General features: G+C 38.2%; 20 protein-coding genes. 14 read left to right on the top strand and 6 right to left on the bottom strand.

What is annotated here, in order from left to right:
- The first annotated feature begins 8 nt into the window (after nucleotides 1–8).
- On the top strand, nucleotides 9–1,913 hold the full coding sequence (locus WC623_RS00360) for a class II glutamine amidotransferase (protein WP_372847560.1): 1,905 nt from the start codon (nucleotides 9–11) through the stop codon (nucleotides 1,911–1,913).
- Nucleotides 1,914–2,131: 218 nt separating this feature from the next.
- On the opposite strand, the gene WC623_RS00355 is transcribed toward WC623_RS00360, so the two are convergent.
- On the bottom strand, nucleotides 2,132–2,758 hold the full coding sequence (locus tag WC623_RS00355; RefSeq protein ID WP_372847559.1) for a LysE family translocator: 627 nt from the start codon (nucleotides 2,756–2,758) through the stop codon (nucleotides 2,132–2,134).
- A 168-nt stretch (nucleotides 2,759–2,926) separates the two neighbouring features.
- On the opposite strand from WC623_RS00355, the gene WC623_RS00350 reads away from it, so the two are divergent.
- Genes WC623_RS00350 through WC623_RS00335 form a run of 4 tightly spaced genes read left to right on the top strand, consistent with a single transcriptional unit; the run spans nucleotide 2,927 to nucleotide 7,233 of the window.
- On the top strand, nucleotides 2,927–3,349 hold the full coding sequence (locus WC623_RS00350) for a cytidine/deoxycytidylate deaminase family protein (RefSeq protein WP_372847558.1): 423 nt from the start codon (nucleotides 2,927–2,929) through the stop codon (nucleotides 3,347–3,349).
- A gap of 8 nt (nucleotides 3,350–3,357) precedes the next feature.
- Entirely contained in the window at nucleotides 3,358–4,887 is a 1,530-nt protein-coding gene (guaA, locus tag WC623_RS00345) for a glutamine-hydrolyzing GMP synthase (RefSeq protein ID WP_372847557.1), read from the top strand.
- Entirely contained in the window at nucleotides 4,844–6,070 is a 1,227-nt protein-coding gene (locus WC623_RS00340) for an ABC transporter substrate-binding protein (protein WP_372847556.1), read from the top strand. Before guaA ends, WC623_RS00340 begins: the two co-directional genes overlap by 44 nt.
- Nucleotides 6,067–7,233: an RsmB/NOP family class I SAM-dependent RNA methyltransferase gene (locus WC623_RS00335; protein ID WP_372847555.1), complete on the top strand. Its 1,167-nt coding sequence runs from the start codon at nucleotides 6,067–6,069 to the stop codon at nucleotides 7,231–7,233. The genes WC623_RS00340 and WC623_RS00335 overlap by 4 nt, the downstream gene beginning before the upstream one ends.
- A gap of 49 nt (nucleotides 7,234–7,282) precedes the next feature.
- Here WC623_RS00335 and WC623_RS00330 read toward each other — a convergent pair whose 3' ends face one another.
- Nucleotides 7,283–7,852: a MarC family protein gene (locus WC623_RS00330; RefSeq protein WP_372847554.1), complete on the bottom strand. Its 570-nt coding sequence runs from the start codon at nucleotides 7,850–7,852 to the stop codon at nucleotides 7,283–7,285.
- A gap of 261 nt (nucleotides 7,853–8,113) precedes the next feature.
- Here WC623_RS00330 and WC623_RS00325 point away from each other — a divergent pair, with 261 nt between their 5' ends.
- The 5 genes from WC623_RS00325 to WC623_RS00305 all read left to right on the top strand — a co-directional run bounded on the left by WC623_RS00325 (nucleotide 8,114) and on the right by WC623_RS00305 (nucleotide 15,051).
- Nucleotides 8,114–8,329 (top strand): hypothetical protein, encoded by a 216-nt coding sequence (locus WC623_RS00325; RefSeq protein WP_372847553.1) that lies wholly within the window; start codon nucleotides 8,114–8,116, stop codon nucleotides 8,327–8,329.
- 157 nt (nucleotides 8,330–8,486) lie between these two features.
- A complete protein-coding gene (locus WC623_RS00320; RefSeq protein ID WP_372847552.1) occupies nucleotides 8,487–9,023 on the top strand; it encodes an RNA polymerase sigma-70 factor in 537 nt (178 codons plus the stop codon).
- Between the two features lie 66 nt (nucleotides 9,024–9,089).
- On the top strand, nucleotides 9,090–10,163 hold the full coding sequence (locus WC623_RS00315) for a FecR family protein (RefSeq protein WP_372847551.1): 1,074 nt from the start codon (nucleotides 9,090–9,092) through the stop codon (nucleotides 10,161–10,163).
- Nucleotides 10,164–10,195: 32 nt separating this feature from the next.
- Nucleotides 10,196–13,510, top strand: a complete 3,315-nt coding sequence (locus tag WC623_RS00310) for a SusC/RagA family TonB-linked outer membrane protein (protein WP_372847550.1) — start codon at nucleotides 10,196–10,198, stop codon at nucleotides 13,508–13,510.
- Nucleotides 13,511–13,533: 23 nt separating this feature from the next.
- Nucleotides 13,534–15,051 carry a SusD/RagB family nutrient-binding outer membrane lipoprotein gene (locus tag WC623_RS00305; protein WP_372847549.1) on the top strand — a complete coding sequence of 506 codons (1,518 nt, stop codon included), beginning with the start codon at nucleotides 13,534–13,536 and terminating at the stop codon, nucleotides 15,049–15,051.
- A 93-nt stretch (nucleotides 15,052–15,144) separates the two neighbouring features.
- Here WC623_RS00305 and WC623_RS00300 read toward each other — a convergent pair whose 3' ends face one another.
- Nucleotides 15,145–16,851 carry an amino acid permease gene (locus tag WC623_RS00300; RefSeq protein WP_372847548.1) on the bottom strand — a complete coding sequence of 569 codons (1,707 nt, stop codon included), beginning with the start codon at nucleotides 16,849–16,851 and terminating at the stop codon, nucleotides 15,145–15,147.
- 125 nt (nucleotides 16,852–16,976) lie between these two features.
- Entirely contained in the window at nucleotides 16,977–19,211 is a 2,235-nt protein-coding gene (locus WC623_RS00295; RefSeq protein WP_372847547.1) for a sodium-translocating pyrophosphatase, read from the bottom strand.
- A 533-nt stretch (nucleotides 19,212–19,744) separates the two neighbouring features.
- Here WC623_RS00295 and WC623_RS00290 point away from each other — a divergent pair.
- Nucleotides 19,745–21,211 (top strand): APC family permease, encoded by a 1,467-nt coding sequence (locus WC623_RS00290; RefSeq protein WP_372847546.1) that lies wholly within the window; start codon nucleotides 19,745–19,747, stop codon nucleotides 21,209–21,211.
- A gap of 11 nt (nucleotides 21,212–21,222) precedes the next feature.
- Here the strand turns inward: WC623_RS00290 and WC623_RS00285 are convergent, their stop codons facing one another.
- Nucleotides 21,223–23,136: an ATP-dependent RecD-like DNA helicase gene (locus WC623_RS00285; RefSeq protein ID WP_372847545.1), complete on the bottom strand. Its 1,914-nt coding sequence runs from the start codon at nucleotides 23,134–23,136 to the stop codon at nucleotides 21,223–21,225.
- A gap of 166 nt (nucleotides 23,137–23,302) precedes the next feature.
- Between WC623_RS00285 and WC623_RS00280 the strand changes: the two genes are divergently transcribed.
- The 3 genes from WC623_RS00280 to WC623_RS00270 all read left to right on the top strand — a co-directional run bounded on the left by WC623_RS00280 (nucleotide 23,303) and on the right by WC623_RS00270 (nucleotide 25,098).
- A complete protein-coding gene (locus tag WC623_RS00280) occupies nucleotides 23,303–23,614 on the top strand; it encodes a hypothetical protein (RefSeq protein ID WP_349784641.1) in 312 nt (103 codons plus the stop codon).
- A gap of 151 nt (nucleotides 23,615–23,765) precedes the next feature.
- Nucleotides 23,766–24,290 carry an OmpA family protein gene (locus WC623_RS00275; RefSeq protein WP_372847544.1) on the top strand — a complete coding sequence of 175 codons (525 nt, stop codon included), beginning with the start codon at nucleotides 23,766–23,768 and terminating at the stop codon, nucleotides 24,288–24,290.
- Between the two features lie 262 nt (nucleotides 24,291–24,552).
- A complete protein-coding gene (locus WC623_RS00270) occupies nucleotides 24,553–25,098 on the top strand; it encodes a hypothetical protein (RefSeq protein WP_372847543.1) in 546 nt (181 codons plus the stop codon).
- A gap of 5 nt (nucleotides 25,099–25,103) precedes the next feature.
- Here the strand turns inward: WC623_RS00270 and WC623_RS00265 are convergent, their stop codons facing one another.
- Nucleotides 25,104–25,694, bottom strand: coding sequence for an RNA polymerase sigma factor (locus tag WC623_RS00265; protein ID WP_372847542.1), 591 nt, complete (start codon nucleotides 25,692–25,694; stop codon nucleotides 25,104–25,106).
- Nucleotides 25,695–25,780 lie beyond the last annotated feature (86 nt).

The following is a 25,780-nucleotide window of genomic DNA, read 5'->3' as shown; positions in this document are numbered from 1 at the left end:
CAACACGAATGAGTGACTCAATCAAACATGAATGCGGAATTGCCTTTATCCGCCTTTTAAAACCGCTCTCATACTACCAGGAAAAATACGGTACATCTCTTTACGGACTCAACAAGCTTTATCTTTTGATGGAGAAACAGCACAACCGGGGACAAGACGGAGCTGGGATTGCCACAATTAAACTGGATGTTAAACCAGGTCACCGTTACATCAGCAGGTACAGGTCTATGGCTCAAAATGCTGTGGCTGATATTTTTGGATATGTGCAGAGTAAATTTGTAGATATTCAAGAAGAAACTCCTGAATTGATGCAAGATGCGGAGTGGTTGAAACAAAATGTAAGTTTTATAGGTGAGGTTTTACTAGGCCACTTAAGGTATGGTACACACGGTAAAAACAGTATTGAAAATTGCCACCCTTTCTTACGTCAGAATAACTGGATGACAAGAAACCTTGTGCTTGCTGGTAACTTCAACATGACCAACGTTGATGAGTTATTGGAGCAATTGTACGAGCTTGGGCAGCATCCAAAAGAAAAAGCCGATACTGTAACAGTTCTGGAAAAGATAGGTCACTTCCTGGATGATGAAAATCAGGAGTTATTTGATACATATAAAAAAGAAGGTCTGGATAATGTTGAAATCACACATAAGATTTCTGAACACCTGGACATTGCTAAAATACTGCGTCGTTCGGCTAAAAACTGGGATGGTGGATATGCCATATCAGGGATAGTAGGTAACGGTGATGCCTTTGTACTTCGTGACCCTTCAGGTATACGTCCGGCATATTACTATGCTGATGATGAAATCGTCGTTGCAGCATCAGAAAGACCAGCTATACAAACAGCCTTTAACATACAGTTTAAGAATGTTAAAGAAATTGAACCTGGACATGCGTTAATCGTGAAAAAAGATGGAACAGTTACTCAGGAAATATTCAGAGAGCCTGAAGAAAAAAGAGCCTGTTCATTCGAACGCATTTACTTCTCAAGAGGAAGTGATGCTGAAATATATAAAGAGAGAAAGCATTTAGGAGCTTTGCTTTGTGATCAGATACTGAACGCAGTAAATAGCGACCTGAAAAATACAGTATTCTCTTTCATCCCTAATACTGCGGAGGTATCATTTTACGGAATGGTAGATGGTTTACATAGCTATATCAGAAAAGTACAGAAAGATGCCTTACTTCACCGTAAAGAGGTACTAGATGATACTGCTCTTGATGAGTTGCTTTCTATGCGTCCACGCGTTGAAAAGCTTGCTATTAAAGACGTGAAACTACGTACTTTCATTACTCAGGATGCTGATCGTGGTGATATGGTAGCTCACGTTTATGATACAACTTATGGCGTTATTAAGAACCATGTTGATACTTTAGTTGCTGTAGACGATTCAATTGTAAGAGGTACAACCTTAAAACAAAGTATCATTAAAATTATCGACAGGCTGCACCCTAAGAAAATCATTATTGTTTCTTCTGCACCTCAGATTCGCTATCCGGATTGCTATGGTATTGACATGTCAAGAATGGGACAATTTGTCGCCTTTGAAGCTGCGATACAATTGCTGAAAGAAAGAGGAATGGAAAACGTTATCGATGAAGTTTATGAGAAATGTAAAGCTTCTTTATTGTTGCCGAAGGGAGAAATTGTAAATCACGTTAAAGATATCTACAGACCATTTAAACAGGAAGAGATCTCAGCTCAGATTGCTAAGATCATTACTCCGGCAGGAACTGTGGCTGAAGTAGAAGTGATTTATCAAACTTTAGATAACCTTCATGTTGCTTGCCCTAATCACAGCGGCGACTGGTATTTCTCCGGTAACTATCCAACTCCAGGTGGTAATAAGGTAGTAAACAAAGCCTTTGTAAACTGGAAAGAAGGAAACAATCAGAGAGCGTATATTTAGCAGTTAGATATAAAAACAAATACAGCTGTTTTAAATAAATCCCCTGTCTCTATCAAATGAAACAGGGGATTTTTATTTACATGAATTCCGCTTGTGCGCATCATGCTATATGAATCATGCTTGAAGCAAAATCTACCTTCTATGAGGAGGCCTGAGGCGCTTTTGCTTTTTCAGCAAAAGATGCCAGACTCCGAATAGAATGGTTAATTTTGCCCCCTCTACTGATAATACTTAATAACCACATCAATTAACAATCTGATCGCAAATAACAATATCACTGCTCCTGCAATCCTGTTCAGGTTCCTTATAGTCTTCTCCCTGATTTTATGCCTTAATTTGGCTGCATAATAAGTCTTAAAGCCATCAACAGTAAGTTGAGTGGCCATGGCCATAACAAAGAAGACAATCTTTTCCTGCATATTATAATGCAATTGAACAGATATGATTCCACCAACCATGACCCAAAACATCAAAGTTGTAGGTGATAGCAGGCACATTAGAAAACCCTTAAGCACATAACCTCTTTTTTTTACCTTTGCGATTTCGGCAATATCATAATTAACCTTAACCTTATGGAGTAAATAGTATAAGCCTATACCAAATAAAAACAGTCCTCCAATAATTCCCACATATTCAAAATACTCAGTTTTATAACTTACATACTGGGTACTGAATATCGTTAAGGTAATAAAAATGATGTCACTTAAAATAACGCCTATAGCCAATGAAAAACCGGCTTTGAATCCTTTTTCAATGCTTGTTTTGATCATTGAAAAGAATACCGGCCCTGTCAAAAACGAAAATAAAACCCCTGCACCAATCCCTTGTAATATAGCTTCAAACATTCACCTAACGTTATATTTTGTGCTAATATGCAATTTTAAACATAAATTAGCTTCATAAAATTCCATCCTTTTATTATAAATATAGAAATACAACGCTTGTGATATTTTAAAAGTATCATGAGTTTATTGAAGAACATGACAGTAAAACCGAGTTTTAACAATATTTTTATGAATTTAGCTGGCGACCTGGCATTTCGTTCGCATTGCGTACGTGCACAAGTCGGAGCTGTGTTAACAAAAGACACCCGTATTATCTCCATTGGATATAATGGGCCACCCGCAGGAACGCATAATTGTGATGAAGAATGGGGAGATGCAGGCTGTGCCAGAGACTCAAAGGGAAGTTGCTCATTGGCACTTCATGCAGAAGAAAATGCAATATTATATGGAATGAAGAATGGAGCACAAATAGCAGGTGCAACATTGTATACTACATTATCGCCATGTATTGCCTGTGCCCGCTTAATTTTGTCGTCCGGTATAAAGACCGTTTACTACAGAGATTCCTATGCAGCTTATAAAGGATTGCCAAGTGATGAAGGCGTCGATTTTTTAACGAGATTTGGCGTGGAAGTCATTAAGTATTCTTAACTTTGGCCATGCTAGAAAAAATCATAATTCTCGATTTTGGATCCCAATATACACAGTTAATTGCACGTCGCGTACGCGAGTTAAACGTTTATTGCGAAATTCATCCTTTCAATAACATTCCTGAGATTACCTCAGACGTAAAAGGTATCATCTTATCAGGTAGTCCATACTCGGTACGCCAGGAAGATGCACCACAAATAGATTTAAAACAATTCCATGGTAACTACCCGGTATTAGCGGTATGTTATGGTGCACAATATTTTGCGCAACACATGGGCGGAGAAGTTCAGGCTTCATCGACCCGTGAATATGGACGTGCAAACCTTAACTTTGTAGCTCAGGGAAATAAGCTTTTCAATAGCATAGCATTAGATTCGCAGGTTTGGATGTCACATGGTGATACCATTACAAGCATCCCTGAGAATTTTGAGTTGATTGCGAGTACAGACAATGTAAGAGTAGCGGCTTTCCAGATCAAGGGTTCAGATACTTATGCAATTCAGTTTCACCCTGAAGTAACACATAGTATAGATGGTAAACAATTATTGGAGAACTTCCTGGTAGACATCTGCGGATGTAATCAGGAGTGGACGCCTTATGCATTTGTTGAAACCACAATTGCTGAATTGAAAGAAACATTGGGTGATGACAAGGTTGTTCTTGCACTTTCAGGTGGAGTAGATTCAAGTGTTGCTGCAATCTTATTACACAAAGCAATTGGTAAAAACCTGCACTGTATTTTTGTAGACAATGGTTTGTTGCGTAAAGATGAGTTTGAGGCTGTATTGGAACAATATAAACACCTGGGTTTAAATATTAAAGGTGTAGATGCTAAAGAACGTTTCTTAAGTCAGCTTGCCGGAGTATCAGATCCTGAATTAAAGCGTAAAGCAATAGGAAGAGTGTTCATCGAAGTATTTGATGATGAAGCTCACCAGGTACAAGATGTGAAATGGTTAGCACAGGGTACAATTTATCCTGATATCATTGAGTCTGTTTCAGTAAAAGGACCATCTGCAACAATTAAATCTCACCATAATGTAGGTGGTTTGCCAGATTTCATGAAGCTAAAAGTTGTTGAACCACTTAAAACATTGTTTAAAGACGAGGTTAGAAGAGTTGGTACGTCACTAGGATTAGAGCATTTTATCATCGGACGTCATCCTTTCCCCGGACCAGGTTTAGCGATCAGGATTCTTGGTGAAGTAACTGCAGAGAAAGTAGCTATCCTTCAGGAAGCTGATGCCATTTATATTAATAATCTAAAAGAAGCTGGTTTATACGATAAAGTATGGCAGGCCGGTGCAATATTCCTTCCTGTTCAGTCAGTAGGTGTAATGGGTGATGAACGTACTTACGAGAATGCCATAGCCTTACGTGCTGTTGAATCTGTTGATGGTATGACGGCAGATTGGTGCCACTTACCATATAACGTACTCGCTAAAATTTCTAATGAAATAATTAACAAAGTAAAAGGAATTAACCGCGTTGTATATGATATTAGTTCAAAACCACCAGCCACAATTGAGTGGGAATAAATATTGGATCATTATAATTTCGGCTTTATTGTTTTCAGCTTGTTCTCCAAAAATAAGACCTGAAACAAAGAAGCCGGAAACACCAAAACAAGTCGAGAAAAAAGATAAGCCTGCTGAGAAATTCAAGCAGGCTAATATTTCCTTACTTGTCCCTTTCAGGCTAAATGAAATTAACCTGAAAACTGCGACAAAATCTGAAGTTGAAAAGGCTGCCATGGCAATTGATTTTTATCAGGGCTTTAAGCTTGGGGTAGATTCAGCAGCAGCAAATGGCCAGAATTTTAAGCTTAAGGTTTACGATACGCAGGACAATAATAAACAAATTGCAGATCTGATCAGTAATGATAGGATAGCAGGCAGCAACCTGATTGTAGGCCCTGTATTTCCTGATGGGATTAAGTATATTGCTAATTACTCCATATCCAGAGGTATTCCAGTGGTAAATCCATTGGCTGCATCCCAGCCATCTGATTTTGCAAATCCTAACCTTATTTCGATTGTCAACAACATTAATCTGCATGCCGAAAAGGTTGGTAGTTATATCACTAAAACTTTTAATCCTGCCAATACAATCATTGTACTCATCAATCCGAAAGGATTAAGTGATGAAGTGTTTGGTAAGCCTTTAAGAGCTTATTTTGCCAATTCTAAAAAAGCTTTTACTTTTCAGGAATATGCTTCGGTATTTACCATGGAGACTAAAATCGTAAAAGGTAAGCAATATGTGATTTTGCTTAGTTCATCTGATAAAAAGTTTGTTGTACCTACATTGGATAAACTGATGAAGTTAAAAAGGACAGGCTTGAATGTGTCGTTATTCGGGCATCCTGATTGGGTTAAACAAGATTACAATACCGATCAGTTACAGGCTTTAAATACCATGATTTCTGCTTCTTATAAGATAGATTACACCAGACCTGAAGTAGTAACTTTTATAAAAAAATACAGAGCTTTATTTACCTTCGAACCCGGAGAGTTTGCTTTCAAAGGATTTGATATTGGGTATTATTTCGGAAAATTACTATCTTCTTATGGGGAAGATTATATCAAATATCTGACTAAAGAAAACTATAAAGGACTACATAACTCTTTTCATTTTAAATACGATCATGAGTTTGGATACATCAATACCAGTCTGATGTTGTTACGATATAAGAATTTTGCTCTAAACATTGTTGAATGAAAGTAGAACACCAGATCAGAGCATTTGATCAGATCTTTAATAGTTATGATGGCATGTCGCCATTGCATCGCTTTTTATTTGCTTATTTTAAGCGTAATAAGCAGATGGGATCCTCAGACCGTCGCTGGGCATCACGCTATATCTATAGCTTTTTTAGATTGGGAAAAGCACTGATAGCTGAAGAAAGAACCTTAAGACTTGCTATTGCTGATTTCCTTTGTAATCAAAGTTCAAGCCTGGTTATCGAAGCTTATTTACCTGCTTTAAAGGATAATCTTAATCTTCAGGTTCAGGAAAAGATCAAATTAATTCAGGGTGCTTATCCAGAATTTAAACTTTCTGATGTGTTTAGTTTTCATGAAGCACTTTCGGAAAGTATTGTAAAACAGGAATTTTTTGAATCTTTCTTTACTCAGCCTGATTTATTTATCAGGACTGCTAAGGGGCAGCAAGATTATATAGCGACTAAATTGGACAGTGAAGGGATTGTTGCGGAAAAAATCGGCACACATACCATTGCAGTTCCAAACGGGACTAAATTGGATAAAGTCTTGACGGATGACAGCTTATACGAGGTGCAGGATCTTTCTTCTCAGCAAACAGGTACTTTCTTCCTGCCTCAGCCATGGGATCAATGGTGGGACTGCTGTGCTGCCTCAGGTGGGAAATCTCTGTTGTTACATGATATTGAGCCTAAAGTAGAATTGCTGGTTAGTGATGTAAGGGAAAATAGTTTAAATAATCTGGATGAACGTTTCAGGGCTGCAGGGTTAAAAAAATACCAGAAAAAGGTGCTGGACTTGCTTCAGAATAATGATCAGATACTGCATCATTATGAGTTTGATGGCATTATCCTGGATGCTCCATGCTCAGGATCCGGAACCTGGGGAAGAACTCCTGAAATGTTATATTACTTTGAGGAACATAGAATAGGTTATTTTTCAAAATTACAAAAAGCAATTGCCACTAACATTGTAAAGTATCTTAAAGCTGATAAGCCATTGATTTATATTACCTGCTCGGTATTTAAGGAAGAAAATGAGGATGTAATTGATTATTTGCTTAAGAACTTTCCTTTAAAACTCGAAAAGATGGAGCTTATTAAAGGATATAATCATAAAGCAGATACGATGTTTGTCGCGCGCCTGATAAAAACAGCGTAAGGGCTTAATCGTGTATAATTTGTATTAATTTATAATTCGTAACCTAAGGTTATAAACCAGTATTGTTTCTGAATAATTTAATGGCAATTGCCAGCAAAATGATTCCGAAAGCTTTACGTAGTACATTCAGTCCTGATTTGCCAAAAAGCTTCTCTAAACGTTCGGTATTCTTTAGAACGAAATAGACAAACATCATATTGACCAGAATGCCTATAATGATGTTTTGTGTGGCATACTCGGTCTTTAATGACAATAAGGTTGTCATAGTACCTGCGCCTGCAATAAGCGGAAATGCAAGGGGAACAATGGATACCGTCTCAGGTGCGTCTCCTTCTTTAAATATAGTTAAGCCAAGTATCATCTCCATAGCAATGAAAAAGATAACCATGGAGCCTGCAATCGCAAATGAGGCTACGTCTAAACCGATGACTTTTAGTAAAGTCTCGCCGGCAAAGAGAAAAATAATCATCAATACTGTTGCTACTATGGTTGCTTTTTCTGATTGGATATGTCCGGCCTTTTTTCTAAGCTCGATCACAATAGGGATGGCGCCTAAGATATCAATGATAGCAAAAAGAATCATTGAAGTAGAGAGGATTTGACTGAGGTTAAATTCCATGGCGTAGATTTATTTTACAAATGTAAGCGAAAAAATAACCATTCTCCTCTTGGACTGGAATCTTTGCCTGAAAAAGGCAAAGTTCCTATGTCCTTTCATAGCAGGTAATTTTTTCTTTAAGCATGATGCAGAGCTGGGTGGACAGTTTTATTTTACCGACTATTTTTCTCGTTTTACCGAGGGTTTTAGTGCCTCGGCCAGTTATGGGTTTTTGCGGGGCTATATAAGGTGCATATTTGAGGTGTAATTGAAAACATAGTTATGAATACGGTCATCTTTAAAACATCAGTACAGAGTAGAATTGAAATGATTGCGGTAAAACCCGTTTTGAATCTTCTATTTGGTAAAAAGAACTGGTTGTTTTCTTATGAAGATAAGTTGTTAAAGGTGATGACGACGGTGCCTTGTACGGATATGATAAAAGCAATCTTGAAAGAGAATGGTTTAGTGGGAGAGGAATTGAGATTGGCGTATTAATTATCGCAATACAAGTCGTTAAAAAGCAATGAACTGGAGGGTATACCTGATGGTTTGTTGCTTTTTTTGTTGATTTTGGATATAAATTAAAAACAAATTTCTTTATTGAAAGAATAAGTTGCATTTTAAGGTTTGTACATGTATTTATTTCAATTTAATGAACGAACTCCTTTCTATCAAGAATGGCAGCGTAAAATCCTTTGAAGAGGCCTACCACTTGTGGAGTGAAAAGATCTATACGTTCATATTCCGGCAATGTGGATCTGAAGAAATAGCAGACGAGGTTGTACAACAGGTCTTTGTTCGTTTGTGGGAAAAAAGAATGAACCTTTCATTGGATTATCCATTAAATGTTCAGCTTTTCAGGATGTCCAGAACCATATTTATTGATGAATTGAGAAATGCAGCGCGTGCACGCCGATATCTTGACAATCTACAACAAAAAAAAATCAGAGATTTTACAGAAGATAATTTTGAGGATAAGGAAGTTCTGCAATTGGTTAATAAGGCTATTGAAAGTATGCCACCCGTTAGGAAGCAAGTGTTTTTGATGAGCCGGACTGAATATCTGTCACATCAGCAAATTGCAGAAAGATTGGGTATTTCTTCTAAAACTGTAGAGAACCATATTGGTCTTGCTTTAAAATATTTACGTCGTTTCACATTAGTAATGACCTTGTTAGCTCTTCTGTAGCATTCTGCTTATAAAAAAATAATTTACTATTAGGGGATAGGCTTCTCTCAATCGTATTGTTAATATATGATGATTGATAATACACTTGTGCGTAAGTTTTTCAGGAACGAATGTTCTGTGGAAGAGGCTTTAGTGGTAGCGAAGTATCTTGAAGAAAATCCTCAAATATTGGATGAGTTGATTCCTCAAGAACTATGGGATGAAATGGACGAAACATCTTTGATGTCTGCTTCCAAGAAGAAGAATTTGTTAAAGACAGTCTCTGAGCAAATACAGGTTAAAAGAAAGAGACCTGACCTGATCCGAAGCCTTTCAATTGCAGCATCCTTACTATTGATATTGGGATTAGGATGGTGGATAGGTCTTGATACCAACAATAATTTGCTTAAACAGACAAAGCAAAGCGGGCCGACTACAGCCTACACTTTGGTTAAAATCAACTATGGCAAAGAGGATATGGTTTTGAAAATTGCTGATGGTTCTGTTATTTATTTAAAACCTGGTGGGGAGATTCGCTATTTGGAGCAGCTTAGCAAACAGAGAAGAGATTTTAACCTGAAAGGAGCTGCAAGATTCAAAGTTGCTGCAGACAAAACACGTCCATTTAATGTATATGCTGGTGGAACAGTAACTACCGCATTGGGTACAGACTTTACAATTTCATCCGAAGAGGACGAAGATAATATTATTGTATTGCTGTATAGCGGTAAAATTGTGGTCGGCCCCGATAGTAGTATGAACACCAAAAACATGAAAAGAACCTATATGTTCCCTGGTAATAAACTGCTTGTTAAAAAGGGAGACTTTAGCTTGTCGCTGATTAAGGATATGGATCAGCAGATGAAAAAGCAAATTGTAATGCCAAATGGCCAAACTGAGCTTACATCTACGGAAGTATCATTCCGTAACCAATCCCTGGATAAAATTTTCGGCGTATTACAAAGCGACTTTTCTGCAATTATTCAGTTCGAAAAAGTCCAGGTAAAAGGCATGTATTTTACAGGATCATTTAAACGAGATCCCCAAACTGTAGAGCGCATCTTAAATGAAATCGCCTTGTTAAACCACTTAAATATAGAAAGAAAAGACAGCACCTACATTCTACTAAGCCCACAACCAGCAAAACAACCCAAAAACTAATCAATAAAATTAAATCATGTAAACTAAATTCTATGAGACAATTTTTATTAAAAAACAGAAATGTTTTCCACCACATCGTTCTCAGCTACTGTTTCTTGCTTTTATGCAATGTTACAGCGCTTGCACAGACCGGTGCAACAGCAACAGGAATTGTAAAGGATGCTACGGGCAACCTACTTCCAGGAGTTTCTGTGAGGATAGAAAACAAAACAACAAATTTTAGAGCAGGAGCCAGCACCAATGGCCAGGGAATGTTTTCTATCGGCAATATCCCTGCCGGAAAGGATTATACCATCACCTTTACCTCGGTTGGCTTTAAGCCAAAAGTAATGGATGGCTACACCATTAATCTGACCGATAAAATTTCCATCGCAGTAGTATTGGATGAAGATGCTGCTGCCTTAGGGGAGGTAGTAGTGACCGCTTTGGGTATAAAACGTGATAAAAAAGCACTCGGATATACCATTGCCGAATTAAAAGGTAATGAGCTGACACAAGGGGCGGAAGCCAATGTCGCTAATTCATTATCAGGAAAAGTATCCGGAGTACAGGTGAGCAGGGCTGCTTCAGGCTCAGGAGGGTCATCCAAAGTAATTATCAGGGGGAACAACTCATTGATCGGAAACAGTCAGCCCCTATACGTGGTAGATGGTGTTCCTATTGATAATCAGAATATTGGTTCTGCTTCGAGTACAGGAGGTACCGATTATGGTGATGGTATTTCTAATATTAATCCTGATGATATTCAGAGTATTTCAATATTGAAAGGGCCAAATGCTTCTGCCTTATATGGACAAAGGGGAAGTAATGGTGTAGTTTTAATTACGACCAAGTCTGGAACAGCTGGAAAAGGAATGAACATCCAGTTCAATAGTGATTTGTCATTGGGCAATGCACTGGTTGCTCCCGATTTTCAGAATGAATATGCACAAGGTTTAAACGGAAATTTTACACACCTGAGAAAGGCAGATGGAAGTGTTATAACCATGGCCGCCGCAATTGCAGGAGGAATTTCAGGAACACCAAAAATGAGTTCAGGAAGAGATCGCTTAACGCGTTCCAGCTGGGGACCAAAAATGGAAGGCCAAAGCTATGAAGATCAATGGGGAAACCTTCTTTCACTTACGCCACAACCGGATACCTACACCGCATTTTTTCAAACTGAAAAACAATACACCAATAATATAAGTGTAGAGGGAGGTAATGAAAAGGTAAACTATAGGTTGTCTTATGCCAATACCTATATTGATGGATATGTACCTACAAATGTGATCAACAGGAATAATTTTAACCTGCGTACACAAGCTAAGATTACAGATAAATTTAGTCTGGATGCCAAGGTTAATTACATCATGCAGGACGCAACAAACAGACCGACTTTATCAGATGCCTCAGATAACCCGGCTTATCTGCTGATCAGTCAGCCAAGGAGTATCCCTATGGATATCATGTCGCAATACAAATGGACGGCCAATGACGTAGCAAAGCAACTGGGTTACACTAATATTTTTGCAGGTTTGGAAAAAACTTATGCTACTAATAGTTCCACTGCAAACCCATACTGGACAATTAATGAGACGAAAAACACTGATCGTAGAGACCGCGTAATTGGCTTTCTTAGGTTGTCTTACGACTTTGCACCCTGGTTAAAGCTAACTGCTACAGGAGGTACAGACTTTTATACTGACCAGCGATTACGTTATCGTGCGGTGAATACTTATCAGAGTTTGAACCGTAAGGGAGATATGAGTGAAACTGTTATCAGGGTTCGGGAAGATAATTATGACGCCCTGTTAAATAGTAATTTTAAACTTGACAATGGACTAGGTTTTACGATTAACGTTGGGGCCAGTCACCTGAGCCGTTATTTACGCCAAACTGGTAACTCTGGAAGTCAGTTTGTAGTGCCAAACCTGTATGTCATTAACAATACACTAACCAATTCTTATATTTTCGGCTTAACGGAGTCTGAAATCAATTCAGTGTATAGCTCTGGACAGGTTTCCTATAAGGATTACTTATATCTGGATCTTTCCGCCCGTAATGATTGGTCTTCTACCTTATCAAAAGATAATAACTCATTTTTCTATCCTTCTGTAAGTGCCAGCTTTATCGCTTCTGAAGCATTCAAATTTAGTGGGGATGTTGTCCGCTACTTAAAACTAAGAGGGTCATGGGCGCAAGCAGGAAGTTCGGGGAACCCATATCAGTTAACAGGTACCTATAGTTTAGATCAGTTTAATCATGGTGGCATTCCCTTGGCGTCATTCACAACTGTACTTCCAGATAAGAATTTAACCAATGAGTTGACCACATCAATTGAGTTTGGAGCAGACTTAGAGTTGTGGTCAGGCCGGGTAGGCTTTGGTTTTACTGCTTACCAGGCCTCTACAAAAGATCAGATTCTTGATGTACCGATTTCACCATCCAGCTTGTATACTATTATGAGGATTAATGCTGGCGAGATTCGTAATCGTGGTATTGAGCTTTCCCTAAACGCTACGCCGATTAAAACCGAATCTGGATTGACCTGGAAAACAACATTTAACTTCAATAAAAACTCCAATAAAGTAATGTCGCTTTACCCTGGGGTTGAAACATTTTTGCTAGGTTCAGACAGAGGGATAAATGTTGTTGCTGAAGTAGGTAAACCTTTCGGACAATTGATAGGTACCCAGTTTGCATGGTTAAAAGATGAGAACGGAAACCGTTTGATTGATCCAGTTACTGGTTTGCCTTTAACAACAACAAGCAGAGTACAGGAAACTATAGGTAATGCGCAACCAGACTGGTTGGGTGGATTTTTTAACACCTTTTCGTATAAAGGCTTTACTTTAAATGCATTGGTAGACATTCGTCAGGGTGGTATGATCTTCTCTCAAAGTAATCGTGAGGAAATCATTTACGGAACAACAAATAAAACTGTAGCAGGCAGGGACGGTTCTTATCTGGCAACTGGAGTAGTGGCCAAAAAGAATCCTGATGGCAGTTGGAGTGGTACTGGAGTAGCCAATACCAAAACGGTAAAAGCCCAGGACTATTGGAATGTTGTAGCTAGTGATAAGGAAGTTATGGTATCCGAAGAGATGTTAAATGATGGAAGTTATATTGCTATGAGGGAATTGAGTCTGCGTTACCAGATACCTGCGAAGTTTTTACCAACTACTAAAATCCGCAATGCCGCAATTGGTGTATATGGGCGTAACTTGTTTTATTTTCAACGTAAAACTGATGGATTCTCACCAGAATCAGCATCCTTTAATACTTCCAACTCTTCCATCGGTATTGAGTCTACATCATTACCTATGCTTAGAAACATTGGATTTAACCTGAGTATTGGATTTTAACTTGACCATTAGCATTAGAAATTATGAAAACGAAAAATATCATCAAAATATCTTTGTATAGCTTATCAATTGCCATTGGTTTTACTGCGTGTACTAAAGATTTTGAAAGACTGAATACGCCACCTACTTCTATTACCACAATTGACCCGGCATTGGTGTTTTCTAAAGTATTGAAAGACGGTACTTTTGCTGAAGGCGGGGAGTTACCTAATAATAAATTTGGTTCATGGGTGCAACACTGGGCCGGTGGAGCTGTAGTACCTGTATCGAGGTATATAGAATCATCAGAAGATGCAATATGGGAGCAACATTATGCTTTGATCCGCGACCTGAGACAAATCCGTTTAGAATTGGCTGGTAAGGAAAATGATGCAACAGGAAGAACAAAACTGGCTATTGCCAAGATTTATGAGATTAGTATATGGCAACGTCTCACAGATCTTTTTGGTGACGTTCCTTATTCGCAGGTTTCGAAGGATGCAAGTTCTATTAATGTTACACCTGCATTTGATACACAAGAAAGTATATATAAATCCTTAATTGCAGAGCTAGATGCTGCTCTAGATAATCTGAATGATGCAGATGAGAACTATGGTACAGCAGATTTCTTTTATAAAGGAGCAACAGCTACCAATTCATGGCGTAAATATGCCAATTCATTAAAATTAAGATTAGGTTTAAGATTACGCTATGCAAACCCAACACTAGCCAGAGCTACTGTTGAATCAGCCATGGCTAAGCCGGCTTTACTGTTCAGTTCAAATACAGATAATGCTGCTGTACCAACGTTTAACAATGCGCAGCCAGTAAATACCAATCCTATGCTACGCCAGTTTCTTACCGGAAGTTCCGATTTAAGGTATCTTGCCTCTGCATTGGTTGATAAACTGAAAGCCTATAATGATCCGAGGTTGCCATTATTGGCGCAGTTAACGGTAAATAATGTTAATGGGGGACAACCAGATTATGTTGGGCTAGGAGCAGCTTTAAATGATGCACAATTGTCTCAGGTAATTAGAAATAACTATTCAACAGCTTCGTTGAGTACATGGTTCAGTTCCAGTTTTGCACCTATCCCAGTTTATTCATTAACCTATTCTGAAGTATGTTTTTTCAAAGCAGAAGTGGCGTTATTGGGTTGGGGTGCACTATCTACGGATGCCGAAGGTTTCTTTAAAGCAGGAACTGCTGCTGCACTTCAATTACCTCCATATAATATTACTACTGTTCCTCCAACATATAATACTAATGTGTTGTCATTTACCGGACTTACTGATGAACAGAAGCTGGAAAGAATAATGACCCAAAAATGGATTCATCTTTTCGGAAGAAATTATGAGGCTTTTGCAGAATGGAGAAGAAATGGCTTGCCAGTATTAACTCCGGGAAGTAATCTGGGATCTACTAATGGTCAGATTCCACGCAGAGCCATTTATTCTACTAAAGAGTCCCAGTTAAATACCACCAATTACAATGCTGCGGTAGGTCGTTTAACTAATGGAGATTCGTTCCTTTCTAAAGTTTGGTGGGATAAACGATAGTGCAAAAAAGGTTTTCTTATAAACAAAATGCCCCCAAAAAGTTTGCTTTAAGGGGGCATTTTTATTTTGAAGCTTTTTACCTGATCCTATTAATTATTTGATCTCTTTGATGGTTACCTTATCTGAATTAGCTGCTTTATAAGCGTAAAGAATAAAGTGTAAAGCTGCAAATATCAATGAGAAGTAATATAAGTTCGTGTCCTTACCATCAGTAATATAATGGTGAATAATGGCTACTACGACTAATAGAACTGTTAAAGCCAGACCGATGTAAGAAACAGTTTTAGTACTCTTAGCTAATGTAGCCTGGTTGTTGTCTGATAAAAGGCTGTTTTTCATACCATAGAACAAGTACACGTTTACACCGATAATCATCCAAACCAATAAACGTACCCAGGTATCAAGAGGTAAAAATACCATCATCGATAAACAAACCAATACCCCTAAGATCGGGATTAATGGAACCAATGGTACTTTAAATGCTCTTGGCAAGTCAGGCATACGTTTTCTTAAAATCATTACACCAATACAAACCAGGATAAAGGCAAGTAATGTACCAATACTGGTCATTTCTCCAACCACTGTTGCAGGTACAAACGCAGCAAACAGGCTGACAAACATCATGAACAATAAGTTACTTTTTGCAGGAGTACTGTATTTTGGATGAACTTTAGAAAAAACTTTAGGTAATAAGCCATCTCTACTCATCGAAAAGAATACTCTGGATTGTCCCAGTAACATCACCAGGATTACAGAAGCATAACCGCCCAGAATAGCAAGGATGATCAGTTTGTTTAACCATGGATAAGCAGGCTGAACGATTCCGGCAGCATTTTTAAGACCCATATTGTCAATAGCTACCGCAACAGGCGCAATACCATCCTGACCTTTAAACAGGTTGTAGTTGGCAACACCGGTCATTACATGAGCAAAAAGAATATACAGAACAGTACAAATAAACAATGAAACCAGGATACCAATTGGCATATCTTTCTTAGGGTTCTTAGCTTCTTGTGCAGCAGTAGAAACTGCATCGAAACCGATATAAGCAAAGAATACAATTCCCGCAGCGCGAATTACGCCGCCCCAGCCGTGGGTAAAGAAGCTACTGTGAACACCTTCATCTTCAGGAATAAAATATGGAGTATAGTTAGCTGTGTCGATATATTTCCATCCAAGGAAAATAAAGATAAATACAATAACTACTTTAATTGCAACAATTAAACCATTAACAAAAGCAGATTCACTTGTCCCTCTGATCAAAACAAAAGACATGAGTACAATGATAAATACAGCAGGTAAATTAAACATACCATAAACAACTGCTCCATCCAAAGTTGTTACATGTTCAAAGGGGGACATTGTGATCTCCGGGGGGAGATGAAGGTCATAGTAGCCTAAAAATTTGACCAGGTATCTGCTCCAGCTAATAGATACTGTTGCAGCTCCTAAGGCATATTCAAGAACTAAATCCCAACCGATAACCCAGGCTACAAATTCGCCCATAGTAGCATATGAATACGTGTAAGCACTACCTGCTACTGGAATCATGGATGCAAACTCTGCATAACACAATCCAGCAAAACCACATCCTAATGCTGCGATGACAAATGAAATGGTAATAGCAGGGCCAGCATTGTTGGCCGCTGCGGAGCCGGTAATAGAGAAAAGCCCTGCGCCAATAATAGCTCCAATGCCCAAGGCTACCAGGTTTACCGGTCCTAGTGTTCTTTTTAGTGTTCCCTCACCGCTTTCAGCTGCTTCCCTGGTGAGTAAGTCAATTGACTTTCTAAAATTCATAAATTATGGTTTAGGTTTATAAGTTAGTAGTGAATAAGATTTATCATATTAATGTCAAACCTAAATAAAATATATCTAAAAATAAAAGGGATTCTTTCTAGAAATCCCTTTTATTGTTTTTAAAACTATTGGTATTTGATGATTGCAGGTTTAACATTTGCCACAACGATCTTTTTAACCGGTTCTTTAATTTTTGCTTTATCTGATGAAACACCTACAGCAATGTATGGCGCGATGACCAATGAAACAATAGACATTAGTTTGATCAGGATGTTCATAGATGGGCCTGAAGTATCTTTAAAAGGATCTCCAACAGTATCACCTGTTACAGAAGCTTTGTGTGGTTCTGATTTTTTATAATGCATTTCACCATTAATCTCTACACCTTTTTCAAATGATTTTTTTGCATTGTCCCATGCCCCGCCAGCATTAGATTGAAATATACCCATTAAAACTCCTGATACCGTAACTCCTGCAAGTAAACCTCCAAGAATTTCAGCAGAGCTTACAAGAGGGAAAACACCTTTAAAGCCAAAGCCAACAATGATCGGTACCAGTAAAGCAATTGCACCTGGTAACATCATCTCACGGATAGATGCTTTAGTAGATATGGCAACACATTTTTCGTATTCAGGTTTTGCTTTATATTCCATAATTCCTGGAATTTCGCGGAACTGGCGACGAACTTCCTGAACCATATCCATTGCTGCTTTACCAACTGCGGCAATACATAATGCAGAAAAGATGAAAGGAATCATTGCACCAACAAATAAGCCTGCCAATACAGGTGCTTTATAAATGTCAATTGCTGAAATACCTGCAACACCAACAAATGCCGCAAATAAGGCTAATGAGGTCAATGCAGCCGAAGCAATAGCAAATCCTTTTCCTGTCGCAGCAGTAGTGTTTCCTACAGCATCTAAATTATCTGTACGCTCACGTACTTCGGGAGGGAGCTGACTCATTTCGGCAATACCACCTGCGTTATCTGCAATTGGTCCGAAGGCATCAATAGCTAGTTGCATTGCAGTTGTAGCCATCATACCAGCCGCCGCAATCGCTACCCCATATAAACCAGCAAAAGCATAAGAGAAAATAATACCTCCGGCTAAAACCAGGATAGGTGCTACAGTAGATTTCATCCCTACAGATAAACCACCAATAATATTGGTAGCATGACCCGTACCCGATTGCTGAATGATGGAATTAACTGGGCCCTTACCCATTGCAGTGTAATACTCAGTAATCACACTCATTAAGGTGCCCACTATTAAACCAACAATAATGGCATAAAACACATCAATATTAGAGAAATCAACACCACGTAAATGAAGTTGTGCAGGCAACATCCACATCACTATAAAATAAGAAGCGATAGCTGTGATGACAATAGAACCCCAGTTTCCAAGGTTTAATGCGGTTTGAACATTTGAATCTTCGCCTTTAATACGTACAAACCAGGTTCCAACAATAGAAAATAAAATGCCAAGTCCGCAAATAACCATTGGAAGTAAAATCGGAGCCATACCACCAAAACTATCCAATGACACTATTTCCTGACCTAATACCATTGTTGCAAGAATTGTTGCCACATAAGAACCGAATAAATCGGCCCCCATACCAGCTACGTCGCCCACGTTATCACCTACGTTATCGGCAATTGTTGCAGGGTTACGTACATCATCCTCAGGGATACCAGCTTCAACCTTTCCAACTAAATCGGCACCCACATCTGCAGCTTTGGTATAAATACCACCCCCAACACGAGCAAAAAGAGCGATAGACTCAGCACCAAGTGAGAATCCTGTCAGCACTTCAATTGCAGTTTTCAATTCCGTGCTATTAGCACTAACAACATTAAATATCTGAAGAAAAACAATAAACAGTCCACCTAAACCTAAAATGGCCAAACCAGCAACACCAAGGCCCATTACAGTACCTCCGGTAAAAGAAACTTTTAATGCTTGTTTTAAACTAGTTCTTGCAGCTTGTGTAGTACGGACATTCGCTTTGGTTGCTACTTTCATTCCGATATATCCTGCGGTAGCAGAAAATACAGCACCAATAATAAAAGCAATAGAAATGATCCAGCTTGAGTGTAAAGCTATCCCATTTACTTCATGAATAGTTCCTGAGTAAGCCAGTAAAGCTGCGGTAAATACCACAAAAATGCTCAATACCCGCCATTCAGCTTTTAAAAAGGCCATAGCCCCATCTGCAATATAGCCCGCAAGCTCTTGCATATTTTTGTCGCCCGCATCCTGCTTATTTATCCATGCACTTTTAATGGCCATTACCAGAATGCCAATTAAGCCCATTAAAGGGATCAGATAAATTAAATTGTCTTGTAGAAACTCCATACTTTAATTCTTCTAGTTTTAGGTGGTTAATTTATATTTGGTTAAATTTTTTATAACAAGTGGTGGCTCAATTTTGTGTTTGTCTCAATCGGAGCTTATAACAAAAATAACGGTGTAAACGTAATTAACAAATTTTTAATCAATTGATTGCAACCTTTTTTAAAAATATAATTCAACACTCATTTTTTTGTATTTCAGAAGGTTTTTTGTTTTATCTTAATCCGTATATAGTTATACATTTTTTTCGCTTTGTTAAGGACATGACTCCAACTATACTCCAACTATATTCCAAGTTGATACCGACTTTTCCGCGAAATAGTTGGAGTCTAGTTGGAATATAGTCACTTTGAATCTCCTGTTTTTCTGATAACTGATCTATTACTGATTGCCGGGAATTAAAATGTACTTTATTGATAAAAAAATATTTTGCTATAGTGTATGGTGTTGATTTTTAAATATATTAGCTGTAGAAAAGGCTGAGCTTGTTGAGCGTAGCATATAGTATCAACCTAGACCAAACCAACCAACAAATAATGGAAAAAGAAAATCAGGATGGCTCTTTTAAGCGGGAGCTGGGCCTTTTAGATGGTACAATGCTGGTCGTAGGATCAATGATCGGCTCAGGTATATTTATTGTTAGTGCAGATATTGTACGGAATGTAGGCAGCGCCGGATGGCTAATAGCAGTTTGGGTAATTACCGGCTTAATGACCATGACTGCTGCTATAAGTTATGGTGAAATGAGCGGAATGTATCCCAAAGCCGGTGGTCAATATGTTTATCTTAAAGAATCTTATAACAAACTGATTGCCTTTTTATATGGTTGGAGCTTTTTTGCAGTGATACAAACAGGTACTATTGCAGCAGTGGGTGTCGCTTTCTCCAAATTTGCAGCTTATCTGATTCCTGCATTGAGTGAAGACAATAAACTACTTAAGATCCAGACAGGTCTTGATGCTTGTAATGTTCCAACTTATTTCTCTATAAGTTCCGCTCAGATCATGTCTATAGCCATTATAGCTTTACTTACCTATTCCAATACCCGTGGTGTAAAAGGAGGGAAATGGATTCAGAACATTTTTACTTCCACTAAATTACTTGCACTTTTTGGATTGATCATAGCAGGGTTTGTCATGTTTAAGCCTGAAGTATGGAGTGCTAACTGGACCAATGCCTGGATGGCTACGAAGGCCTCATTAGTAGATAGCTGTAATGTTGCTGCTGGGTTCAGTGTAACGCCAATTGCAGGAACAGCTTTGTTAGGAGGTATTGCTGCTGCTATGGTGGGTTCTGTTTTTAGTAGTGATGCCTGGAATAATGTGACATTTATTGCAGGTGAAATGAAAAACCCGAAAAGGAATATAGGGCTTAGTCTGTTTCTTGGGACACTTATTGTGACCATTATTTATGTCTGCGCCAACCTGGTTTATCTTGCGGTATTACCTATGGATGAAATAGCACATGCTACAAAAGATAGGGTGGCAGTAACTGCTTCTACAGTCATATTCGGTAGTATTGGTACGGGATTAATAGCAGTGATGATCATGATTTCAACTTTTGGTTGTAACAATGGGCTTATCCTTGCGGGATCAAGAGTATATTATACTATGGCAAAAGACGGTTTGTTCTTTAAAAATGCAGGGAAATTAAACAAGCATGGTGTACCAGAATGGGCACTTTGGGCACAATGCCTGGTCGCCGCTATTCTTTGTCTTAGTGGTAAATATGGCGACTTGCTGGATATGATCTCTTTTGTAGTAGTGATATTTTATGTACTTACTATCGGTGGAATTTTTATTCTCAGAAAAAGATTGCCCGATGCCGAACGCCCATATAGAGCATTTGGATACCCATTATTGCCAGCCTTATATATTATTCTGGGTATTACTTTCTGTCTTTTGTTAATTTGGTTTAAACCACAATTTACATGGCCTGGGCTAATTATTGTGCTAGTTGGAATCCCTATTTATTATTTAACCAGGCAAAAAGAAACAAGCTAAGTGCTATTTAATTAAAACAGTTGCAGATTCACAGCTTGCTGATCATTAGTGGCGGCATTAGGTTTTGAACTTTTAGGAGCCTTATGCTTATTGATCCAGGAAATATAATCGGCTGCAGCAATAGGTTCTCTAAGTAGCCCTGCTCCATATTGCATTAATGCCATTCGGTTCTCTATCACCGCTCTGTACTTTTGCATGAGGTGCTGCAGTTGCTGCTGAATTTTGTTTTTAGGTTTTACCCTGATGTTCTTATTGAGCTGATTGATCAGTTGCAGGTTAAGCTCTTTACTGAAATAGGTTAATGCCGACTCAATTCTAGCTTGCAATGCCTCTTGATCTTTAAAGCCATGTTGCTGATGAAGCTGCTTTACCTGATTCTGGAAACGGTCAGACAGTCCGATTAAATCGTTAACCGATTTGTTTAATTGCGCCAATAAAGACTTAAATTCAGGAAGAATAGATTTTACTACCTCTGGATGAGAAGCCATGACTTCCAGTCCGGTATAAATCCGAGAAAATGAGAAGTGGTTCAACACCAATTGCAGAATAAAGCTTTCCTGTTCCTTAATCAAAATGCTGTCCAGCTCTTCTTCTTTAACTGGCTTCATGTAATTGATGACTTCCGTATTGGACCTTAAACTGTCAGTACTGATCTTTGATTTTAGGATCAGACCATTTAGCGTTCTTACACGACTTAAAGCCACATATACCTGTCCTGCTACAAAGGACTTTCCAGCGTCTATAATGGCGCTGTCGAACGTTAAACCCTGACTTTTATGAATGGTTACCGCCCATGCCAGTTTAATCGGGTATTGCGAAAACTCGCCGACCTGTTGCTGAACAATAGCTTCTTCATTATCAGTTTTATATTCAAAAGATTGCCATGAAGTTTTTTCAAGTAGCAAATCATCCTCATTAGGGAAGGAGATATAGATGTCATCGCCTTTAATAGATTTAACCTTTCCAATTTTGCCATTATAAAACTTGCGGTTTTCGCCCGTGTCGTTTTTAATGAACATAATCTGTGCACCTTCTTTAAGCTTTAAAGTTTGTTCAGCTTGTAGACCAAGATCCCTGAACTCCCCGCTGATTTCACCTTCAAATGTGTATTCCTCCCCTGCAAGTTCATCCAGCTTTCCCTTATTGATTGCATTGGCTTCCGCATTATGCGATGTGATGATGATCGGACTTACTTCATCGGCAACATTAAACTCAGGAAGATATCTTTTATTCAGCAATTCAAGTCCGGTTTCATTAATCTGATTGTTCCTGATGTCATTTAATATATTGATAAACTCAGGTTCCGTTTGCCGGAATACAGTGGTCAGCTCTATTTGTAAAACAGGATATCTCCTGATCACCAAGGCATCAAAAAAGTATGGAGAAGGATATGCTCTGCTTAAAAAGCTCCAGTCTTCCCTTTTAGTAACGGGAGGAAGCTGGTAAAGATCACCAATCAATAAGAGTTGCACACCTCCAAAAGGAGCATTGTTTTTTCTTACCGAGCGGAGGATAGCATCAATAACGTCCAGCAAATCGCAACGTACCATTGATACCTCATCAATAATCAAGAGTTCCAGTTCATTAAACAAACTTAGTTTCTCCCTGGTATAACTGAGGTCAGATACCATTGATTGAATAGAGATAAAGCCCGATTGCAGGTTCTCTAAACTGATATCACCAGGAAAAAAAGAACCTGGAGGAAGTTGGAAAAATGAATTGATGGTAGTGCCTTTAGCATTCATGGCAGCCACACCAGTAGGAGCAATGACGGCCATTTTCTTAGTACTGGTTTCCTTAATCCTTTTCAGCAAAGTGGTTTTCCCTGTACCCGCTTTTCCTGTAAGAAATATAGGCTGATTGGTATAATCAATGAAAGATAAGATTTTGTCGAAAATAGAATTGGAAGAAGCAGCATTACTCATACAGCAAATTTAATTGATTTTTTCGGCTGTTACATGATATGTTGAAATGTATCTGATTGTTGGGGACCCGAATATGAATTTTTATACTAATGACCTTTTAATGGTAATTATTTCACGAATAATAATTAGCTTTGCTAAAAAAAGTAGTATTACCGATATTTAGCCGATGACCGTAACTGTCCTTGCGATTATAGAACCAGATGTTAAGCCAGCACCTCCGTTGGCAAAAGTGATGAACGAAAGATTAGTGCGTTTTGCCAAAGAATTGCAGGATACACACCTTAAAGGTCTTGAAAACGTTGAGCCATTGTTTGATGATGTAGTCGTTTACATTGGTTACAATAGTAAGTACAGCATACGTTGGAAAATTGTGAACGATGTACCCTCTAATATAGAATACGAAGTTGCAGAGCAATGTGCGAAATTGGGCTATATAAAATGGAAGACTACAGTTTTTGGTACTATAGAAAAGCCTTAATTAGTATTTCAGCAATTAGCAGATTAGCGGTTTATTAAAACTCTTTAACCTCATCGATACTACTTGTGTCATAACTTCGTTTTAAATAGGTATTCATTTTAAGATGTGAAACTTAATTTTTATTATTACGAACACAAACACAAAAAAACAAATGAAATATTTAAGAACCAGTTTATTATTGGCGGCTATTGCCTTGCTATCGTTCTCTTTACAGTCTTGCAAAACTAAAAAAGCTATTGCTAAACCTGTACCAGTAGAAAAGCCTGCACCGGTAGTAGAAGAGAAAAAGCCTGAGCCTGCTCCAGAACCAGCACCAGCACCTGCGCCGGTAGTTGAAAAACCTAATTACAACTTTAGTAACGTACAATTTGAGTTTAACTCAGGTGTGTTGAAAACAGAGTCGTTTGCTATTTTAGACAAAATTGCAGCTGAAATGAAAAAAGATGCATCTGTGAAGTTTGTGCTAAATGGCCACTCATCAATTGAGGGGTCAGCATCACATAATATGTCGCTTTCTGTAGATAGAGCTAATTCTGTAAAACAATATTTGCAAAATGCAGGTGTGAGTTCTGCGAACCTTACTATAAAAGGCTTTGGTGCAACACAACCAGTTGCTTCTAATGATAACGAAGAAGGTAGAGTATTGAACAGAAGGGTTGAAGTTAAACGCAACTAAATAAAAAAGAAATGAGCGAGTCCGTGTTTTATAAAACACGGACTTTTTTTGCGTTTTTTTTACAAATCAAAAAGTATAACTTGTTGATTTGTAATTTGTTGCTTGCTCTTTGTCTATGGCTTGTATGAGTCTTGTATGACTCTCCTATGAGTATGGTATGACTCTATATGACCTGTAGTCATTTAAAATGCATTTTAATTGCATTTTTTAGCCTGGTGAATGGATGACAACAAAGCTTATCTTTGTAACTTATTGATGAATTATGCCTGTAATATACCTGATTCTTTCTGTGCTCCTCTTTTCTTGCTCCACAGTTTATTCACAGCAGAAAATTGATTGTGAGAAGGTGTTGGACAAAGAGCCTTATTTTGTAAAACATAAAACCGCAGATACTGATAGCTTGTTAAAACGGGATATTGAAATCCTCAAGCATTGTGGCAATTTTGAGGGTATAGATACTGTCTTTCTAAAAGGGCCGATGCTGGGTAGTTTAATGCTTGATCAGGTAAGGATAGGGAAGCCTGCCACTTATAGAACTCTGATCGATTATTTTGCAGCGTTTAAAAAAACGATTTCCTATCAGGATTTTGTAAAGGGGCTGGTTTTGTATCAGGAGATGGCTTCTAAGAAAGTAAATCTTGATAATTGGGAAAGCGATAAAGAGTTGTTTGTAAGGATGGGCTTTACAGTAGGTGACCTGAACGATCTTAAAGATTTTTTGTCTGGCTTAAAAGCAGAGAATCTGACTTATAAAGCTGCTATGACCCGGTACCTTGCTGAGATTGAAGCCATGCGGGTCGATAAATAATTACATTATTTCAAGAAGAACCAGCCGATTAATAGGCTATAAGATATTCCAGAGTCCTGGAATTGTTTTCGAAGTGTTTTAAGTGCTTCTACCAAATGGTTGTTTACGGTGTGTTTAGAGATGTTCAATGATTCAGCAATCTGATCATGAGTAAGGCCTTCATAGCGACTTAATTTAAAAATTAATTGCTGACGAGCCGGTAATTTAGCAATACTTTGCTCAGTAAAAGCCTCTAAATCGGCCAATAGAATGGCATCTTCTGTCTCATTATGTGCCTGTTTAAGTTCTGTCCAAAGTTTTTCTCTGGCAGCATCTGCAGTGGCAGCATTTCTTAATGCATTTAAGGTTAATCTGCGCGCAATAGTAAACAAGAAAGAACCTAAAGGGTATTTAACATCAAGTGTAAGTCGGTTGGTCCACAAAAGAATTAAGGTCTCCTGTACAATTTCCTCACTCAATTCACGGTTTTTTAAAAACCGAAAGGCGAAGCTATAAAGCTTGGCTTTATAAATGTTGAACACAAGGGCAAAAGCAGCTTCATCGCTATTTAGCAAATCCGCAATAAGCTGATCTTCATCATATGTTTTTACATTCATTTTATGAATTTACATGTAATTTGAAAAAATAATTACAATTCGACTAGTTATATGCTTGCTTTGCCGTGTATTACTATTATATCCTG

The organism is Pedobacter sp., assembly GCF_041645105.1.
Classification (GTDB): domain Bacteria; phylum Bacteroidota; class Bacteroidia; order Sphingobacteriales; family Sphingobacteriaceae; genus Pedobacter.
The sequence above is the reverse complement of the archived record's forward strand: the minus strand, read 5'-3'. Positions and strand labels throughout refer to the sequence as shown.

Bases quoted from the DNA above. Each gene is read 5' to 3' on its own strand.
- WC623_RS00360 (WP_372847560.1), top strand. From the start codon at position 9: ATGAGTGACTCAATCAAACATGAATGCGGAATTGCCTTTATCCGCCTT.
- WC623_RS00355 (WP_372847559.1), bottom strand. From the start codon at position 2,758: ATGTTTGAAGCTATATTACAAGGGATTGGTGCAGGGGTTTTATTTTCG.
- WC623_RS00350 (WP_372847558.1), top strand. From the start codon at position 2,927: ATGAATTTAGCTGGCGACCTGGCATTTCGTTCGCATTGCGTACGTGCA.
- guaA (WP_372847557.1), top strand. From the start codon at position 3,358: ATGCTAGAAAAAATCATAATTCTCGATTTTGGATCCCAATATACACAG.
- WC623_RS00340 (WP_372847556.1), top strand. From the start codon at position 4,844: ATGATATTAGTTCAAAACCACCAGCCACAATTGAGTGGGAATAAATAT.
- WC623_RS00335 (WP_372847555.1), top strand. From the start codon at position 6,067: ATGAAAGTAGAACACCAGATCAGAGCATTTGATCAGATCTTTAATAGT.
- WC623_RS00330 (WP_372847554.1), bottom strand. From the start codon at position 7,852: ATGGAATTTAACCTCAGTCAAATCCTCTCTACTTCAATGATTCTTTTT.
- WC623_RS00325 (WP_372847553.1), top strand. From the start codon at position 8,114: ATGAATACGGTCATCTTTAAAACATCAGTACAGAGTAGAATTGAAATG.
- WC623_RS00320 (WP_372847552.1), top strand. From the start codon at position 8,487: ATGAACGAACTCCTTTCTATCAAGAATGGCAGCGTAAAATCCTTTGAA.
- WC623_RS00315 (WP_372847551.1), top strand. From the start codon at position 9,090: ATGATGATTGATAATACACTTGTGCGTAAGTTTTTCAGGAACGAATGT.
- WC623_RS00310 (WP_372847550.1), top strand. From the start codon at position 10,196: ATGAGACAATTTTTATTAAAAAACAGAAATGTTTTCCACCACATCGTT.
- WC623_RS00305 (WP_372847549.1), top strand. From the start codon at position 13,534: ATGAAAACGAAAAATATCATCAAAATATCTTTGTATAGCTTATCAATT.
- WC623_RS00300 (WP_372847548.1), bottom strand. From the start codon at position 16,851: ATGAATTTTAGAAAGTCAATTGACTTACTCACCAGGGAAGCAGCTGAA.
- WC623_RS00295 (WP_372847547.1), bottom strand. From the start codon at position 19,211: ATGGAGTTTCTACAAGACAATTTAATTTATCTGATCCCTTTAATGGGC.
- WC623_RS00290 (WP_372847546.1), top strand. From the start codon at position 19,745: ATGGAAAAAGAAAATCAGGATGGCTCTTTTAAGCGGGAGCTGGGCCTT.
- WC623_RS00285 (WP_372847545.1), bottom strand. From the start codon at position 23,136: ATGAGTAATGCTGCTTCTTCCAATTCTATTTTCGACAAAATCTTATCT.
- WC623_RS00280 (WP_349784641.1), top strand. From the start codon at position 23,303: ATGACCGTAACTGTCCTTGCGATTATAGAACCAGATGTTAAGCCAGCA.
- WC623_RS00275 (WP_372847544.1), top strand. From the start codon at position 23,766: ATGAAATATTTAAGAACCAGTTTATTATTGGCGGCTATTGCCTTGCTA.
- WC623_RS00270 (WP_372847543.1), top strand. From the start codon at position 24,553: ATGCCTGTAATATACCTGATTCTTTCTGTGCTCCTCTTTTCTTGCTCC.
- WC623_RS00265 (WP_372847542.1), bottom strand. From the start codon at position 25,694: ATGAATGTAAAAACATATGATGAAGATCAGCTTATTGCGGATTTGCTA.